This is a genomic window from Ignavibacteriota bacterium (assembly GCA_016716225.1).
GTDB lineage: Bacteria > Bacteroidota > Ignavibacteria > Ignavibacteriales > Melioribacteraceae.
Window position 1 is genome coordinate 2,282,947 of sequence record JADJWT010000001.1, and the last position, 17,453, is coordinate 2,300,399.

At 32.5% G+C, this 17,453-nt stretch carries 25 protein-coding genes and 1 tRNA gene; all 26 read left to right on the top strand.

The window, feature by feature from the left end:
- Positions 1 to 3: 3 nt before the first annotated feature.
- On the top strand, positions 4 to 4,242 hold the full coding sequence (gene rpoC, locus IPM32_10035) for a DNA-directed RNA polymerase subunit beta' (protein ID MBK8945591.1): 4,239 nt from the start codon (positions 4 to 6) through the stop codon (positions 4,240 to 4,242).
- A 113-nt stretch (positions 4,243 to 4,355) separates the two neighbouring features.
- Positions 4,356 to 4,733, top strand: coding sequence for a 30S ribosomal protein S12 (locus IPM32_10040; GenBank protein ID MBK8945592.1), 378 nt, complete (start codon positions 4,356 to 4,358; stop codon positions 4,731 to 4,733).
- 6 nt (positions 4,734 to 4,739) lie between these two features.
- Positions 4,740 to 5,207 (top strand): 30S ribosomal protein S7, encoded by a 468-nt coding sequence (rpsG, locus tag IPM32_10045; GenBank protein ID MBK8945593.1) that lies wholly within the window; start codon positions 4,740 to 4,742, stop codon positions 5,205 to 5,207.
- Between the two features lie 18 nt (positions 5,208 to 5,225).
- Complete coding sequence (gene fusA, locus IPM32_10050; GenBank protein MBK8945594.1) at positions 5,226 to 7,316, top strand: elongation factor G; 2,091 nt, start codon at positions 5,226 to 5,228, stop codon at positions 7,314 to 7,316.
- Positions 7,317 to 7,363: 47 nt separating this feature from the next.
- Positions 7,364 to 8,572, top strand: coding sequence for an elongation factor Tu (gene tuf / locus IPM32_10055; GenBank protein MBK8945595.1), 1,209 nt, complete (start codon positions 7,364 to 7,366; stop codon positions 8,570 to 8,572).
- A 57-nt stretch (positions 8,573 to 8,629) separates the two neighbouring features.
- Positions 8,630 to 8,938 (top strand): 30S ribosomal protein S10, encoded by a 309-nt coding sequence (rpsJ, locus tag IPM32_10060; GenBank protein MBK8945596.1) that lies wholly within the window; start codon positions 8,630 to 8,632, stop codon positions 8,936 to 8,938.
- Between the two features lie 12 nt (positions 8,939 to 8,950).
- Entirely contained in the window at positions 8,951 to 9,574 is a 624-nt protein-coding gene (gene rplC, locus IPM32_10065; GenBank protein ID MBK8945597.1) for a 50S ribosomal protein L3, read from the top strand.
- Positions 9,575 to 9,587: 13 nt separating this feature from the next.
- Positions 9,588 to 10,214 carry a 50S ribosomal protein L4 gene (rplD, locus tag IPM32_10070; GenBank protein ID MBK8945598.1) on the top strand — a complete coding sequence of 209 codons (627 nt, stop codon included), beginning with the start codon at positions 9,588 to 9,590 and terminating at the stop codon, positions 10,212 to 10,214.
- Positions 10,215 to 10,228: 14 nt separating this feature from the next.
- Entirely contained in the window at positions 10,229 to 10,522 is a 294-nt protein-coding gene (gene rplW, locus IPM32_10075) for a 50S ribosomal protein L23 (GenBank protein MBK8945599.1), read from the top strand.
- 23 nt (positions 10,523 to 10,545) lie between these two features.
- Positions 10,546 to 11,373: a 50S ribosomal protein L2 gene (gene rplB, locus IPM32_10080; GenBank protein ID MBK8945600.1), complete on the top strand. Its 828-nt coding sequence runs from the start codon at positions 10,546 to 10,548 to the stop codon at positions 11,371 to 11,373.
- Positions 11,374 to 11,381: 8 nt separating this feature from the next.
- Positions 11,382 to 11,672 (top strand): 30S ribosomal protein S19, encoded by a 291-nt coding sequence (gene rpsS, locus IPM32_10085; GenBank protein ID MBK8945601.1) that lies wholly within the window; start codon positions 11,382 to 11,384, stop codon positions 11,670 to 11,672.
- Between the two features lie 16 nt (positions 11,673 to 11,688).
- Positions 11,689 to 12,048 (top strand): 50S ribosomal protein L22, encoded by a 360-nt coding sequence (gene rplV, locus IPM32_10090; GenBank protein MBK8945602.1) that lies wholly within the window; start codon positions 11,689 to 11,691, stop codon positions 12,046 to 12,048.
- Positions 12,049 to 12,690: a 30S ribosomal protein S3 gene (gene rpsC, locus IPM32_10095; protein MBK8945603.1), complete on the top strand. Its 642-nt coding sequence runs from the start codon at positions 12,049 to 12,051 to the stop codon at positions 12,688 to 12,690.
- Between the two features lie 21 nt (positions 12,691 to 12,711).
- Positions 12,712 to 13,128, top strand: coding sequence for a 50S ribosomal protein L16 (gene rplP / locus IPM32_10100; GenBank protein ID MBK8945604.1), 417 nt, complete (start codon positions 12,712 to 12,714; stop codon positions 13,126 to 13,128).
- Positions 13,129 to 13,145: 17 nt separating this feature from the next.
- Positions 13,146 to 13,352, top strand: coding sequence for a 50S ribosomal protein L29 (gene rpmC, locus IPM32_10105; GenBank protein ID MBK8945605.1), 207 nt, complete (start codon positions 13,146 to 13,148; stop codon positions 13,350 to 13,352).
- Between the two features lie 26 nt (positions 13,353 to 13,378).
- Complete coding sequence (rpsQ, locus tag IPM32_10110) at positions 13,379 to 13,636, top strand: 30S ribosomal protein S17 (protein MBK8945606.1); 258 nt, start codon at positions 13,379 to 13,381, stop codon at positions 13,634 to 13,636.
- 25 nt (positions 13,637 to 13,661) lie between these two features.
- The gene (rplN, locus tag IPM32_10115) at positions 13,662 to 14,030 is read left to right on the top strand and encodes a 50S ribosomal protein L14 (GenBank protein MBK8945607.1); all 369 of its coding nucleotides are present in this window, start codon (positions 13,662 to 13,664) and stop codon (positions 14,028 to 14,030) included.
- A gap of 11 nt (positions 14,031 to 14,041) precedes the next feature.
- Entirely contained in the window at positions 14,042 to 14,368 is a 327-nt protein-coding gene (gene rplX, locus IPM32_10120; GenBank protein MBK8945608.1) for a 50S ribosomal protein L24, read from the top strand.
- Positions 14,369 to 14,392: 24 nt separating this feature from the next.
- Complete coding sequence (gene rplE / locus IPM32_10125) at positions 14,393 to 15,019, top strand: 50S ribosomal protein L5 (protein ID MBK8945609.1); 627 nt, start codon at positions 14,393 to 14,395, stop codon at positions 15,017 to 15,019.
- Between the two features lie 13 nt (positions 15,020 to 15,032).
- Positions 15,033 to 15,302: a 30S ribosomal protein S14 gene (rpsN, locus tag IPM32_10130; GenBank protein ID MBK8945610.1), complete on the top strand. Its 270-nt coding sequence runs from the start codon at positions 15,033 to 15,035 to the stop codon at positions 15,300 to 15,302.
- Between the two features lie 18 nt (positions 15,303 to 15,320).
- Positions 15,321 to 15,716: a 30S ribosomal protein S8 gene (gene rpsH / locus IPM32_10135; GenBank protein ID MBK8945611.1), complete on the top strand. Its 396-nt coding sequence runs from the start codon at positions 15,321 to 15,323 to the stop codon at positions 15,714 to 15,716.
- Between the two features lie 21 nt (positions 15,717 to 15,737).
- Positions 15,738 to 16,274, top strand: a complete 537-nt coding sequence (rplF, locus tag IPM32_10140; protein ID MBK8945612.1) for a 50S ribosomal protein L6 — start codon at positions 15,738 to 15,740, stop codon at positions 16,272 to 16,274.
- Between the two features lie 17 nt (positions 16,275 to 16,291).
- Positions 16,292 to 16,645 (top strand): 50S ribosomal protein L18, encoded by a 354-nt coding sequence (locus IPM32_10145; GenBank protein MBK8945613.1) that lies wholly within the window; start codon positions 16,292 to 16,294, stop codon positions 16,643 to 16,645.
- Between the two features lie 4 nt (positions 16,646 to 16,649).
- A tRNA-Gln gene (locus tag IPM32_10150) sits at positions 16,650 to 16,720 on the top strand.
- Positions 16,721 to 16,742: 22 nt separating this feature from the next.
- A complete protein-coding gene (gene rpsE / locus IPM32_10155) occupies positions 16,743 to 17,255 on the top strand; it encodes a 30S ribosomal protein S5 (GenBank protein MBK8945614.1) in 513 nt (170 codons plus the stop codon).
- Positions 17,256 to 17,270: 15 nt separating this feature from the next.
- Positions 17,271 to 17,453: a 50S ribosomal protein L30 gene (rpmD, locus tag IPM32_10160; protein ID MBK8945615.1), complete on the top strand. Its 183-nt coding sequence runs from the start codon at positions 17,271 to 17,273 to the stop codon at positions 17,451 to 17,453.

Here is a 17,453-nt window from a genome sequence, read left to right on the forward strand (position 1 = left end):
TTAATGAGATTTAGAAATCAAGAAGCTAAAGTAAAGCATATTGATCAATTAACTGTAAGTTTAGCAAGTCCGGATGATATTCTTTCACGATCACATGGTGAAGTTACCAAACCGGAAACAATAAATTATAGATCATTTAGACCAGAAAAAGATGGTTTATTTTGTGAAAAAATATTCGGACCTGTAAAAGACTGGGAATGTGCTTGCGGAAAATATAAAGGTATTAGATACAAAGGAATTGTTTGTGATCGTTGCGGTGTTGAAGTTATTCTAAAAAGTGTAAGACGTGAAAGAATGGGACATATAAGCCTTGCTGTTCCAGTTGTTCATATTTGGTTTTTCAAATCTTTGCCTTCCAAAATTGGAAATATTATTGGAATGAAAACAAAAGATTTGGAAAAAATAATTTATTATGAATCTTACGCTGTTATAAATCCCGGTGTAACCGGATTAAATCATAAAGATTTAATTTCCGAAGATCAATATTTTGAAATCCTAAATTCACTTCCACATGATAATGATGCTTTAGATGATGATAATCCTAAAAAATTCGTTGCTAAAATTGGTGGTGATGGAGTAAGACATCTTCTTAAAGGTGTTGATGTTGAAAAAACTTTTAGAGAATTAAAAGCTGAATTGAAAACCGAAACTTCACAACAAAAAAGTGCAGATATTCTTAAAAGACTTAGAGTTTTGGAAGCATTCAGAGAGTATGAAGGAAAAGTTCCAAACAGACCAGAATGGATGGTACTAAGTGTTGTTCCAGTAATTCCACCAGAATTAAGACCTTTAGTTCCTTTGGAAGGAGGACGCTTTGCAACAAGTGATTTAAATGATTTATATAGAAGAGTAATTATTAGAAATAATCGTTTAAAAAGGTTAATTGATATAAAAGCTCCTGAAGTTATTTTACGAAACGAAAAAAGAATGCTACAAGAATCTGTTGATGCATTATTTGATAATTCAAGACGTTCAAGCGCAGTTAGAAGTGATGGAAATCGTCCTCTAAAATCTTTAAGTGATATGCTTAAAGGTAAACAAGGAAGGTTTAGACAAAACTTATTAGGAAAAAGAGTTGATTATTCTGGAAGATCAGTAATTGTTGTTGGTCCGGAATTAAAACTTCATGAATGTGGACTTCCCAAAGATATGGCTGTTGAGCTTTTCAAACCTTTTATTATTAGAAAATTATTAGATCGCGGTTACTATAAAACTGTAAAAAGTGCAAGAAAAGCAGTTGATAGAAAAGAAGCAATTGTTTGGGATATTTTAGAGAAATTAATTGTTGGTCATCCGGTATTGTTAAACCGTGCTCCTACTTTGCACAGGCTAGGAATTCAAGCATTTCAACCAAAATTAATTGATGGTAAAGCAATTCAGCTTCATCCAATGGTTTGTACTGCGTTCAATGCGGATTTTGACGGCGACCAAATGGCTGTCCACGTTCCATTGTCTTTTGAAGCTCAATTAGAGGCATCGGTATTAATGCTTTCAAGTCATAATATTTTATCACCGCAAAATGGTAGTCCAATTGTTGTTCCAACTCAAGATATTGTTTTGGGATGTTATTATTTGACAAAAGTTAGAGCCGGAGCAAAAGGTGAAGGCTCAATGTATAGTACTGAAAAAGAAGTTGTTATTGCTTATAATGCTGGTGAATTAGATTTGCATGCAAAAATTAAATATAAGTTTGAAGGAAAATATATTGATACCACAACTGGTAGAGTTTTATTCAATCAAATAGTTCCTAAAGAGATGCAATTTTTCAACGAACTTTTGATCAAAAAAGTGTTCAGCGGTTTTATTTATAAAATGTTCATAAAATTAGGCAATGAAGTAACTTCTAAGTTTTTAGATAATTTAAAAGATACTGGATTTAAGTATGCTACAAAAGCCGGCATTTCAATTAGCTTCAGCGATATGATTGTTCCGGAAGAAAAGAAAACTTTGATAAATGATTCTAACAAAAAAGTTTCATCAATATTAGACGAACATGAACAAGGTTTAATAACTGATGCTGAACGCTACAACAAAATTATTGACGTTTGGACGCATACAACAAATGATGTTTCTAAATCATTAATGGAAAAAATCAAAGTTGATCAGCACGGTTTTAATTCACTTCATATGATGGTTGATTCCGGTGCGAGAGGTTCTCAAGAACAAGTTCGTCAGTTGGCTGGAATGAGAGGATTGATGATGAAACCTCAAAAAAGTTTAACTGGTCAATCCGGTGAAATTATTGAAAATCCGATTGTAGCAAACTTTAAGGAAGGACTATCAGTTCTCGAGTATTTTATTTCAACTCACGGTGCGAGAAAAGGTCTTGCAGATACTGCTCTTAAAACTGCAGATGCTGGTTATTTAACGAGAAGGCTTTGCGATGTTGCTCAAGACGTAATTATTTCTGAAGTTGATTGTGGAACAATTAGAGGTGTTTATATTTCAGCACTTAAAGATGTTGAATTAGAAAGAGAACCACTTGCAGAAAGAATTATTGGAAGAACAACTCAAGAAGATGTTTACGATCCTAAAACTGATGAATTAATTATTGAAGCAGGTGAATTGATTTCCGAAGAAATTGCAGAAAGAATAGATGAAGCAAATATTGATTCTGTATATATTAGAACTGTTTTAACTTGCGAATCTAAACGCGGTGTTTGTGCAAAATGTTACGGAAGAAATTTAACTACAGGAAATATTGCAGATATTGGTGAAGCGGTTGGAATTGTAGCTGCTCAATCAATTGGTGAACCTGGTACACAATTAACACTTAGAACCTTCCACCTTGGTGGAACTTCTTCGCGTATTGCAAGTCAATCTCAAGTAGAATCTAGTGTAGAAGGAAAAGTTCAATTTGATAGAATTACATATGTAGAGAAACAAGATTTTAGAGGAACTGTAAAAGTTGTTACCGGAAGAAGAGGTTCTATCGGAATTTATGACGATGATAATCGTCAAATTAAAAAATATGATATTCCTTATGGTTCTGAACTTTTGGTAAATGAAGGACAATTGGTAAAGAAAAAATTTCCATTGTATAATCATGATCCTTATAATGCTGTAATTCTTACAGATTTAGCAGGAAGAGTTACCTTTGTGGATTTTGTTGATAATGTAACTATTCAGCAAGTTGCCGATGAGCAAACAGGACACGTTCAAAAAGTAGTTATTGAATCAAAAGATAAAAATTTGACTCCAAGTATAAAAATATTAGGTGATGATGGAAGTGAAAAAATATTTAACCTTCCTACAAATGCATATTTAGCAATTGATGAAGGTGAAAAGGTTGATGCTGGAACTATTCTTGCGAAAATTTCTAAATCAACTTCTAAATCTAGAGATATTACGGGTGGTTTACCGAGAGTAACTGAATTGTTTGAAGCTCGCAGTCCGCATGATCCAGCTGTTGTTTCAGAAATTGAAGGAATTGTTAAGTTCGGAAATAGAAAAAAAGGCTCACGTGAAATTATAGTTGAATCATTCGATGGATCAATCCAAAAAGTATATAATGTGTCTTACGGAAAACATATTTTAGTTCAAGAAGGTGATGAAATTCCAGCAGGTGAAAAAATTACCGACGGTCCAATTGATCCGCATGATATTTTGAAAATTAAAGGTACAAATGCTGTTCAAGAATATCTTGTAAATGAAATTCAAGATGTTTACAGACTTCAAGGAGTAAAAATAAACGATAAACATATTGAAGTCATTGTTAGACAAATGCTTCAAAAATTACAAGTTATTTCATCAGGTGATACTTCATTTATTGAAGAAGATTTGGTAAATAGAATCAAATTTATTGAAGAAAATGAAAAAGTAAAATCTATGGTAGTTGTTGAAAATCCTGGTGGAGCTAATTTAATGGCTGGAGATTTGATTACCAGAAGCAAACTTAGAGAAATAAATACTGAACTTACAAGGAAAGATAAAGAAAAAATTGAAATTAGAGAATCAGATCCAGCTACTTTTGGTAATATTCTTTTAGGAATTACTCAAGCAGCTCTTTCAACAGAAAGTTTCTTATCAGCAGCATCATTCCAAGAAACAACAAAAGTTCTAACAAATGCAGCTATATCTGCAAAAGTTGATACTTTAGGTGGATTAAAAGAAAATGTTATAATGGGTCATATTATTCCAGCTGGAACTGGTTTGAAAAAATATGACAACATTATTTTGACTACGGAAGTAGAAAATATTGAAGTTGAAAAAACAGAAGTATCTGAACAAATAGAAATGTAAATATTTAATAAAAATGTATAAAAATTATTCAATGTCCCTTGCTAATACCAAGGGATATTTTTATATTTTGAGTCTGAATTTTTTATAAGTGCTAAAGTAAACGGAGGAAATAAGTGCCAACAATAAGTCAGTTGGTTAGAAAAGGTAGAACACAAATTCTTGCAAAAAACAAAGCGCCAGCATTAAGTGCTTGTCCTCAAAAGCGTGGAGTTTGTACAAGAGTTTATACAACAACACCAAAAAAACCAAATTCTGCATTGAGAAAAGTTGCAAGAGTTCGTTTAACAAATGGTAATGAAGTAACAGCATATATCCCAGGAGAAGGGCACAATTTACAAGAACACTCAATTGTTCTTATAAGAGGCGGAAGAATTAAAGATTTACCTGGAGTAAGATACCATATTATAAGAGGCGCTTTAGATACAAGTGGTGTTGATGAAAGAAAAAAAGGTAGATCAAAATACGGCACTAAAAAACCAAAATCAAAATAGAAAATTATGAGAAAAAGACGCGCAGAAAAAAGATACATTAAACCAGATCCTAAATATAATGATCTGCTTGTAGCAAAGTTTATAAATTATATTATGTGGGATGGTAAAAAAACCGTTGCGAGAAAAGTTGTTTACGGAAGTTTTGAAATTTTAGAAGAGAAATCTAAAAAACCTGCACTTGATGTATTCAAAAAAGCAGTAGGAAATGTTCAACCATTTATTGAAGTTAGAAGTAGACGAGTTGGTGGTGCGACATATCAAGTTCCTATGGAAGTAAGACCAGAAAGACGGGTAGCACTTGCGTTTAGATGGTTGAAAAATTATTCAAGGGATAGAAAAGATAAAACAATGACAGCAAAATTGGCAGCTGAATTATTAGCTGCATCAAATGGTGAAGGATCTGCTGTTAAGAAAAAAGAAGATGTTCACAGAATGGCTGAAGCAAACAAAGCGTTTGCTCATTTCAAATGGTAAAGGAAATATAGAATATAAATGGCTGTTAAAAGAGTAGATATTGCAAAAGTAAGAAACATCGGTATAATGGCTCATATTGATGCCGGTAAGACTACGACCACTGAAAGAATTTTATACTATACAGGTAGAGTTCATAAATTAGGTGAAGTTCATGATGGTGCTGCTACAATGGATTGGATGGAACAAGAGAAAGAACGTGGAATCACAATTACCAGTGCTGCAACAACTGCCGAATGGAAAGGTCATCAAATTAATATTATTGATACACCAGGTCACGTTGATTTTACTGTAGAAGTTGAAAGATCCCTAAGAGTTTTAGATGGCGCAATTGCTTTATTTTGCGCAGTGGGTGGTGTTGAACCACAGTCTGAAACAGTATGGCGACAAGCTGATAAATATAAAGTGCCAAGAATTGCATTTGTGAATAAAATGGATAGAGTCGGTGCTGATTTTTATCATGCAGTTGATATGATGAAAGAAAGATTAGGTGCTAATGCAGTGCCAATTGCATTGCCAATTGGCGAAGGAGATATGTTTGCTGGAGTTATTGACTTAATGACAATGAAAGCAAGAATGTATAATGATGATACTTTAGGTGCAACTTTTGAAGATATTGATATTCCTACAGATTTAATGGGAATTACAAATAAATATAGAACTTTAATGCTTGAAGCAGTTTCGGATGTTGATGATTCACTACTTGAAAAATACTTGGAAGGAAAAGAAATTACCGAAGCTGAAATTAAAAAAGTACTTAGAAAAGCTACAATTGAATTAAAAATCATCCCAGTTTTATGTGGTTCATCGTTTAAGAATAAAGGTGTTCAGAAATTACTTGATACAGTTGTTGACGTTTTGCCATCACCAATTGATACACCTGAAATACAAGCGCATCACATTCATAAAGATGATAAAGTAATTCGTAAAGTAGATGAAAAAGAATATTTCACTGGGTTAGCATTTAAAATTATGACTGATCCTTATGTTGGTAAATTAACGTTTGTTAGAATTTATACCGGAAATTTAAAAGCTGGATCATATGTTTATAATTCAGTATCTGATAAAAAAGAAAGAGTTGGCAGGATCTTAGAAATGCATGCCAATCATCGTGCAGATGTGGAAGAAATTAGAGCTGGTGATATTGTAGCTTTTGTTGGATTAAAAAATACAAGAACTGGTGATACATTATGTACTGAAGATGATCCAATAATTCTTGAAAAAATGGCGTTTCCGCAACCTGTTATTCAAATTGCAATTGAACCGAAAACAAAGGCTGATCAAGATAAGTTATCTGAAGCTTTACAAAAATTATCTGATGAAGATCCTACTTTTAAAGTTATGGTTGATGATGAAACCAATCAGACTCTAATAAGTGGTATGGGTGAATTACATTTGGAAATTCTCGTTGATAGAATGAAAAGAGAATTTAAAGTTGATGCAAATGTTGGAAAACCTCAAGTAGCTTACAGAGAAACTATTACTCAAACTGTTCAAGCTGAAGGTAAATTTGTTAAGCAGAGCGGTGGAAGAGGAAAGTACGGACATGTTTGGTTGGAAATATCACCCAATGAACCTGGTAAAGGTTATGAATTTGAAAATGCAATTGTTGGTGGTGTTGTTCCAAAGGAATATATCACTCCAGTTTCTAATGGTGTTCAAGAAGCAATGAAAAACGGTGTTTTAGCCGGATATCAAGTGGTGGACGTAAAAGTAAAGATTTTTGACGGTTCATATCATGATGTTGATTCTGATGAAATCTCTTTCAAAGTAGCTGGTTCAATGGGCTTTAAAGAAGGTGCAAGGAAAGCAAGTCCAGTTATTCTTGAGCCATTAATGAGTGTAGAGGTAACTACTCCAGAAGAATATCTTGGTGATGTTATGGGAGATTTAAATTCTAGAAGAGGAAAAATTGAAGGATTTACTTCAAGAAAAGATGCTCAAGTAATAAAAGCAGTTGCACCTTTAGCGGAAATGTTTGGTTATGCAACTACAATAAGATCTATGACTCAAGGAAGAGCTATTTATTCAATGCAGTTTTTAAGATACTCTGAAGTTCCAAAGTCAGTTGCACAAGAAATAATTGAAAAAACACAGTCTAATAAAAAATAATATAGTTATATAAATTTAGAAAAGAGAAAACAACAAGGAGAGAATCAATGGCAAAAGAAAAATTTGATAGGAGTAAGCCTCACGTTAATATTGGTACTATCGGACATGTTGATCATGGTAAAACTACTTTAACAGCTGCTATCACAATGTCACTTTCTAAAAAAGGTCTTTCTGAAAAGAGAACTTTTGATAGTATTGATAATGCACCTGAAGAAAGAGAAAGAGGTATTACAATTGCAACTGCGCACGTAGAATATTCTACTGCAAATAGACATTATGCTCATGTTGATTGTCCAGGTCACGCAGATTATGTTAAAAACATGATTACTGGTGCTGCTCAGATGGATGGCGCTATCCTTGTTGTAGCTGCCACTGATGGACCAATGCCTCAAACTAGAGAGCATATTCTATTAGCACGTCAAGTAGGTGTTCCTAAAATTGTTGTTTTTATGAATAAAGTTGACATGGTTGATGATCCTGAATTGATTGACTTAGTAGAAATGGAACTTAGAGAATTATTAACTCAATATGAATTCCCTGGTGATGAAATTCCGATTGTAAAAGGATCTGCTTTAAGAGCACTTGAAGCTTCAAGTGATGATTCAATTCCAGCTAGTGATGAAAGAATGAATTGTATTTGGGAGCTAATGGATGCAGTGGATACATATGTTCCAATACCTGAAAGAAGTGTTGATAAGCCATTTATTATGCCAGTTGAAGACGTTTTCTCAATTACAGGTCGTGGAACTGTTGCTACTGGTAGAGTTGAAAGAGGACAAGTAAAATTAGGGGAAGAAGTTGAATTAATTGGTTTAGGTGTTCATAAGAAAACAGTTGTAACCGGTATTGAAATGTTTAGAAAAGAATTGGATGCAGCTATGGCTGGGGATAATGCTGGAATTCTTATGAGAGGCGTTGATAAAAATGAAATTCAAAGAGGAATGGTTTTAGCAAAAACTGGATCAATAACCCCTCACAAAATTTTTGAAGGCGAAGTTTATATCTTATCTAAAGAAGAAGGTGGAAGACATACACCATTCTTTAACGGATATCGCCCACAATTCTATTTTAGAACAACAGACGTAACAGGTGTTGCTACTTTACCAGAAGGTACGGAAATGGTTATGCCTGGCGATAAAGTTAATATGAAAGTTGAATTGATCACAGAAATTGCAATGGATGAAGGTTTAAGATTCGCTATTCGTGAAGGTGGTAGAACAGTTGGAGCAGGACTCGTAACAAAAATTTATCAATAACAAAAATTATATTTGGCTTAAGTAATTGCTTAAGCCAAATTAAATGCTGGAGAAAAAGTGGCAGGACAAAAAATTAGAATTAGATTAAAATCATATGATCATATTTTGATTGATAAATCTACAGATAAAATTATTAAAACTGTAAAAAGTACAGGAGCGGTTGTTTCTGGTCCTATTCCTTTACCAACAGATAGAACACTTTACACAGTTTTAAGGTCGCCGCATGTTGATAAAAAATCCAGAGATCAATTTGAAATTAGATCTCATAAAAGAATAATTGATATTCATAATTCAAATAACAAAACCGTCGATTCTCTTAGTAAATTGGATATTCCGGCGGGTGTTGATATAGAGATTAAGTTATAATAGGAATTTAAAATGCCAGGGTTGTTAGGAAAAAAAATAGGAATGACAAATGTTTTTAGTCAAGATGGTAACTTTTTACCAGTAACCATTCTTGAAGTTGGTCCTTGCAAAATTTTTGCAAAAAAAACAATTGAGAAAGATGGTTATAAAGCACTTCAATTGGGATTTGGACAACGTAAAAACAAAAATCTTAATAATTCGCAAAAAGTATTTTTTGCAAAAATGAATTCCGAACCAGCAAATATACTGCGTGAGTTTAAGAATTACTCAAATTTTGATGAACTCAATGTTGGTGAAGATTTAAATACCAGTCTTTTTAATGAAGGTGATAAAGTTACTGTTACCGGAACTACTAAAGGGAAAGGCTTTCAAGGTGTAATGAGAAGACACGGTTTTGGCGGAGTAGGTGGAACAACTCATGGTCAGAGCGATCGTTTAAGAGCTCCCGGATCAATTGGAGCAAGCTCATTCCCGTCAAGAGTTTTCAAAGGTCAGAGAATGGCTGGTAGAACTGGAAATGATAAAAAAACATTGAAAAGTGTTAAAATTGTTAAAATTATTCCGGATAAAAATTTAATATTAGTTAAAGGACCAGTTCCTGGTGCGATTAATTCCATAATTGAAATCAATAAGTAATTTTGGTATGCAGATGAATTTAGATGTTTATAAAATAGATGGTTCAAAAACTGGTGATCAAATCACTCTTAATGAGAGTATATTTGGAATTGAACCAAATGATCATGTAATTTATTTATCGGTTAAAGCTCACTTAGCAAATAAAAGACAAGGTACGCATAAAGCTAAAGAAAGAAGTGAAGTTAGCGGTGGTGGCAAAAAACCTTGGAAACAAAAAGGCAGAGGTGGAGCGAGAGCTGGTTCTTCAAGATCACCTTTATGGGTTGGCGGCGGAACAATTTTTGGACCCAAACCAAGAAACTATTCACTATCGATAAATAAAAAAGTAAATAAACTTGCACGAAAATCAGCATTATCATATAAAGCAAAAGCTGAACAAATTATCGTAGTTGAGGATTTTAATTTTGATTCACCAAAAACTAAAGATTTTGTCTCAATACTTAAGTCACTAAATCTTAATGGTAAAAAAACATTGCTTCTAACTTCAGAAAATTTGGTAAATGTTTATAAATCAGGAAGAAATGTTGAAAAAATAAATATATTGGAAGCAATTAACGCTTCAACCTATGACCTTTTGAATAATCAAATTTTACTTGTTCAAAAAGGTGCTATTGAAAAAATTGAAAAAATTCTAAATTAAATTATTGGTAGAAAATGAGAAACGTATTAATTAGACCTTTAATTACAGAAAAGATGAATGCTTTATCAGAAGAGAAAAAACAATTTGGGTTTGTTGTTAATGTTAATGCCAATAAAATTGAAATTGCTAAAGCAATTAAAACAAAGTTTAACGTTGATGTTATTGATGTAAATACTATTAAATATAAAGGGAAGAGAAAGACTCAGTTTACTAAAAAAGGTAGATTTGAAGGTAAAACTGCTTCCTTTAAAAAAGCAATTGTAACTTTAAAAGAAGGTCAAACTATAGATTTGTTTGGTGAAGCTTAGTTTAGTACTGGAGTAATTTAAGAATGGCAATCAGAAAATTAAAACCAAATACACCCGGAACAAGATTTATGTCAGTTTCCAATTTTGCGGAAATTACAAAATCTGAACCAGAAAAATCATTAACTTCATCGTTAAGTAAATCTGGCGGAAGAAATAATCTTGGAAGAGTTACTTCTCGTCATATTGGTGGTGGACATAAAAGAAAATACAGAATTATTGACTTTAAACGAGATAAAGATGGAATTCCAGCAAAAGTATTTTCTATAGAATATGATCCAAATAGATCTGCAAGAATTGCTTTATTACATTATGCTGATGGAGAAAAAAGATATATTTTAGCTCCAAATGGATTAACTGTTGGCAATACAGTTCAATCTGGTGAAGGAAGTGAAATAAGAGTTGGGAATGCATTAAAATTGAAAGATTTACCATTAGGAAGTGTTATTCATAATGTTGAATTAAAACCTGGAAAAGGCGGACAAATTGGCAGATCTGCCGGTGTTGAAATTCAGTTAACTGCCCGAGAAGGAAAATATGCTCAATTAAAAATGCCTTCTGGTGAAGTTAGATTAGTAAGTATTGATTGTAAAGCAACTTATGGAACTGTTGGAAATTCATCGCATGAAAATTTAAGCTTAGGAAAAGCCGGAAGAACAAGATGGTTAGGAAGAAGATCAAAAGTTAGAGGTGTCGCTATGAACCCAGTTGATCACCCAATGGGTGGTGGAGAAGGTAAAACATCTGGTGGTGGTCATCCAGTCTCTCCTTGGGGACAAAAAGCTAAAGGCTTGAAAACTAGAAAAGTTGTAAATAATTCAAATAAATATATCATAAAAAGAAGAAAAAGCTAGAGTAAATTATGCCAAGATCGGTTAAAAAGGGTCCTTTTATTGACTTGAAATTACTTGCAAAAGTTCAAACAATGAATCAATCTGGACAGAAAAAAATTATTAAAACTTGGTCACGATCAAGTACAATTTCACCAGAATTTGTTGGGCATACAATTGCAGTACATAATGGAAATAAAATGATTCCGGTTTATATATCTGAAAATATGGTTGGACATAAATTAGGTGAATTTTCACCAACAAGGATATTTAGAGGTCATCCAGGTACTAAAGCTGAAAAAGCTTCAAAAATGAAAAAATAGGTTTGAGGAAATTTTAATGGAAGCAAGAGCTACGCACAAATACATAGGCACATCACCAAGAAAGATGAGATTAGTGATTGATCTAATTAGAGGAAAATCTGTTGATAAAGCAATTGAACTTCTTCACTTTAATCCTAAACATCCTTCTAAAGATGCGGAAAAAGTTTTAAGATCTGCTATTTCAAATCTTTTCAATAAAGATGAGCAATCTAAACATGAACCATCAGATCTGTATGTGAAGGAAGCATTTGTTGATGAAGGACCTTCTATAAAAAGAATACTTCCTGCACCAATGGGAAGAGCTTATAGAATGATTAAAAGATCAAATCATGTTACAATTGTGGTTGCGTTAAAAAAAAATTTGCAGGAGGTTTAATTGGGTCAAAAAACTAATCCAATAGGTCTAAGGGTAGGAAAAATTCGTGGTTGGGAATCGAATTGGTATGAAAGTAAAAGTTATTCTTCAAAATTAAAAGAAGATAAAGAAATTCGTAGCTACATTAAACAGAGATTAACGAAAGCTGGTGTTTCACGTATTATTATAAATAGAACTTCCAAAAATGTAATTTTAACAATTCACACATCAAGACCCGGTGTTGTAATTGGTAAAAGTGGAAAAGAAATTTCACAATTAGAGCAAGAACTTAAAAAAGTTATAAATAAAGAAGTAAAAGTTCAAATAAACGAAATTAAAAGACCGGAACTGGATGCGTTTTTAGTTGGTGAAAATATTGCAACTCAATTAAAAGGTAGAGTTTCTTTTAGAAGAGCAATGAAACAAGCAATTACTTCATCAATGAGAATGGGTGCAGAAGGAATTAGAGTAATGTGTTCCGGAAGATTAGGTGGAGCAGAAATGGCTCGTACAGAACAATATAAAGAAGGAAGAATTCCATTACATACAATTAGAGCTGATATTGATTATGCAACTACAACAGCTCATACAATTTATGGTGCAATTGGGGTAAAAGTTTGGATTTGTCGCGGTGAAATTTTAGGCAAAAGAGTAACCGATTAAGATAACGAGGAGTTTTTATTTATGTTAATGCCAAAAAGAGTAAAATTTAGAAAAGCCCAACGCGGTAAAATGAAAGGGAAAGCTACAAGAGGAGCACGTGTTGCCTTTGGTGATATGGGACTAAAAGCTCTTGAACCTGCTTGGATAACGAGCCGACAAATAGAAGCTTGTAGAATTGCAATTACAAGAAAAATGAAAAGAGATGGTAAAGTTTGGATAAAAATTTTCCCAACAAAACCAGTATCTAAAAAACCTCTTGAAACTAGAATGGGTAAAGGAAAAGCCGCTCCGGAATTTTGGGTTGCTCCTGTTGAACCTGGCAGAATTATGTTTGAAGTTGGTGGTGTAACAAAAGAGTTAGCCGTTGAAGCTCTTAGTGTTGCTGCACATAAGTTGCCAATAAAAACTAAAGTAGTTACAAGACCAGATTTCGAATAATATTAAGGTAGAAAAAAATGAAAATGTATGAAATTGTTGAAATGTCTGATGAAGAAATTATCAAAAGAATAAAAGAAGAAGAGTTGAATTTAGTTGATTTAAGATTTCAGCATGAATTAAAAAATTTAACAAATACTGCAAAACTTAAAACAGTAAAAAAAGATATAGCTAAAATGAAAACTCTTTTAAGAGAAAGACAACTAAAAATTTCAACAAAAAAGTAAAATAATTCGGGAGTAATTTTTAATAAATGGAAAATCGTAACCTTAGAAAAACAAGAGTTGGAACAGTTGTCAGTACAAAAATGGATAAAAGCATAATTGTTGCAATGGAAAGAAAAGTTGCACATCCACTTTATAGAAAATATTATAAGAAAACTGCAAAATTTATGGCTCACGATGAAAAAAATGAATGCGGAGTTGGTGATACTGTTAAAATAATGGAAACGAGACCATTAAGTAAATTAAAGAAATGGCGTTTAGTCGAAATTTTAGAAAAAGCTAAATAAGGTTTTATAGGGGATTTTATTTCAAATGGTACAAGAAGAAACAAATTTAGTGGTAGCCGATAACTCCGGTGCAAAAAAAGTTAGATGTATTAGAGTTTTAGGCGGAAGTAACAGAAGATATGCTAGCGTTGGTGACTTAATAGTCGTTTCCGTTAAAACTGCTTTACCAAATGCAGGTGTAAAAAAAGGTGAAGTTTCCAAAGCAGTAATTGTGAGAACAAAAAAAGAAGTAAAACGCCAAGACGGTTCTTATATCAGATTTGATGAAAATGCTGCAGTTTTGTTAAATGCACAAGATGAACCAAGAGGAACAAGAATTTTTGGACCAGTTGCAAGAGAACTGAGGGATAAAAAATTTATGAAAATTATTTCATTAGCACCTGAAGTATTATAAAGAGGATTTTAATGAGAGTTAAAAAAGAAGATAATGTAATTGTAATTTCGGGAAACTTTAAGGGAAAAAGTGGTAAAATACTGAAAGTTTTTCCTAAGAAAGACAGAGTAATTGTTGAAGGTGTGAATCTAAGAAAAAGACATACTAAAGCAAATCAGAAAAACCCGCAAGGCGGAATAATTGAAAAGGAAGCTCCAATTCATTCTTCTAACGTAATGTTATTGGATCCAAAAACAAACAAGCCATCTAGAATTGGCAAAAAAATTATAATTGATGATAAAACTGGAAAGAAGAGATCAGTTCGCGTTAGTAAATCCAGTGGAGAAATGTTGTCATAAACAAAAATGACTATTGAGAAAAAAATGGCAGAAAAAACTAAAAAAGCAACAAAAAAAGAAGCACCAAAAGAACAAGAAGCAACTGTAAAAGTTACGCCTCGTTTGCATGATAAATATAAAAATGAAATTGTTCCTTCACTTATGAAACAATTTTCATATAAAAGTATTATGCAAGTTCCAAAACTTGATAAAATTGTTATTAATATGGGTCTTGGTGACGCAGTTCAAGATTCAAAAGTATTGGATGAAGCAGTTAAGGATTTGGAAACTATTACCGGACAAAAAGCTAGTATTAGAACAGCTAAAAAAGCTATTTCTAATTTTAAGTTAAGAGAAGGAATGAAAATCGGTGCAAAAGTTACTTTGCGCAGAGATAGAATGTATGAATTTTTGGATCGTTTAATTACCATTGCAATGCCAAGAATTAGAGATTTTAGAGGAGTTTCGGATAAATCATTTGATGGAAGAGGGAATTATACACTCGGATTAAAAGAACAAATAATTTTTCCTGAAATAAATATTGACAAAGTAACCAGAGTTTTGGGTATGGATATTACTTTTGTTATCAAATCAGGAAATGATCAAGAATCATTTGAATTGTTGAAATCATTTGGATTTCCATTTAAGAAAAAAGAAATTAATAACGCATAATTAGGGAAATTTTATGGCAAGAAAAGGTCTATTAGCCAGAGAAGAAAAACGCAGAAAATTAGTCGAAAAATATGCAGCATTACGTAAAGAATTAAAAGAAAAAGGAGAATGGGATGAATTACAAAAACTCCCAAGAAATTCTTCTAAAATTAGATTAAGAAACAGATGTGTTATAACTGGCAGACCAAGAGCATATTCAAGAAAATTCGGTATTTCAAGATTAGTATTTAGGGAAATGGCTCTTAAAGGTGAAATTCCCGGAATTAAAAAAGCTAGCTGGTAAAAGGAGGAGATAAATTTAATGGCAGTTACAGATCCGATTTCAGATTTTTTGACAAGAGTTAGAAACGCAATTAGTGCTAAAAAGAAATTTGTTGATATTCCTTCTTCTAAAATGAAAGTCAGAATGAGTGAAATCCTTAAAGAAGCAAATTTTATTAAAGATTTTAATGTTGTTGAAGATAATAAGCAAAATATATTAAGAATTCATTTGAAATATAGTAACGGACAATCTTCAATAACCGGATTGAAAAAAATTAGTACACCAGGTTTAAGAACATATTGTGATCATGATAGTATTCCTAGAGTTCTTAATGGATTAGGCTTAGCAATTATTTCTACTTCAAAAGGATTACTTTCTGATAAACAAGCTAAGAAAGAATCTATTGGCGGCGAAGTAATTTGTCATATTTGGTAATTTAAGTTACGGAGAATAAAAGTGTCAAGAATTGGTAAAAAACCAATAAATATTGCAAATATTGAATTTACACAAAAAGGAAATTCAGTAAAAATTAAAGGTAAATTAGGCGAGCTTGAAAAATCTTTTCATCCAAATATTAAAATTAATGTTGAAGGTTCTGAAGTTCTCGTAACTAGACCAAATGATTTAAGGGAAAATAGAGCTTTACACGGTTTAACAAGAGCTCTAATTAATAATATGGTTGAAGGAGTTTCTCAAGGTTTTTCTAAAACTTTGGATATTGTTGGCGTAGGTTATAAAGCCGAACAAAAAGAAAGTAATATACTTTTTACAATTGGCTATTCGCATCCAATATTTTTTATGCCTCCGGATGGAATTAAATTGGAAGTTGTAACTCCAACTCAAATTAAAATCTCCGGTTGTGATAAAGAATTGGTAGGACAAATTGCAGCAAAAATTAGATCAATTAGGAAACCAGAACCATATAAAGGTAAAGGTATAAAATATTCTAACGAAACAATAATTCGTAAAGCTGGCAAGACAGCTGGTAAATAGGGTTTGGGAATTTAAAAATGAAAGAAAAAAGATTAAAAAATAAAATTAGAGTTAGTAAAAAAATTTCTGGAACTTCAGAAAGACCAAGAATTGCTGTTTTTAGAAGTTTGAATCAAATATATGCGCAAGTAATTGATGATGTGAATAAAACAACATTAGTAGCTGCTTCATCCTTATCAAAGGATATTCAAGCTGAAATAAAAGATACAAAAACTAAAATTGCTAAAAGTAAATTAGTTGGTAAATTATTGGCAAAAAAAGCTGTTGAAAAAGGAATAAGTTCAGTTGTATTTGATAGATCTGGTTATAGATATCATGGTAGAGTTCAAGCTATTGCCGAAGGAGCAAGAGAAGGCGGATTGAAATTTTAATTAGTGCCGGATCGTCTAATGGTAGGACAACGGTCTTTGACGCCGTCTGTAGAGGTTCGAGTCCTCTTCCGGCAACAAAATATTGTAATTAAGGAGTATAAAATTGAAGCATAGAAAAGTAAGTGGATTAGAAGGATTAAAAGAAAAAGTAGTTCACATAAATCGTGTCGCAAAAGTTGTAAAAGGCGGTAGAAGATTTAGCTTTAATGCTATTGTTGTAGTTGGTGATGGCGATGGTCATGTTGGAATTGGTCTTGGCAAAGCAAACGAAGTTACAGATGCAATTTCAAAAGGAATTGACGATGCAAAGAAAAATGTTTATAGAGTTTCACTTCATAAAGGAACAATTCCACACACAATTATTGGAAAATATGGCGCTGGAAAAGTTTTACTAAAACCGGCATCTCCGGGTACCGGACTAATTGCTGGCGGTGGAGTAAGAGCAGTTTTAGAAATGGCCGGCGCACAAGATATGTTAACTAAATCATTAGGGTCAAGCAATCCTCACAACCAGGTAAAAGCAACTCTACACGGATTGTTAAATTTAATTGATGCAAGAACAATGGCTGCAAAAAGAAATATGGAAATTAATCAGTTATTTACTGTTTAATGAGGAAATAGATTAATGAAATTAAAAATTACACAGACAAAAAGTGTTATCGATCGTCCGAAAGATCAGAAACTAACAATTAAAGCTTTAGGATTAGGTAGACCAAATTATACCAAAATTCATAAAGATACACCTCAGATTAGAGGAATGGTAAATAAAGTTCATCATTTAGTAAAGTTTGAAGAAATAGAAGACTAA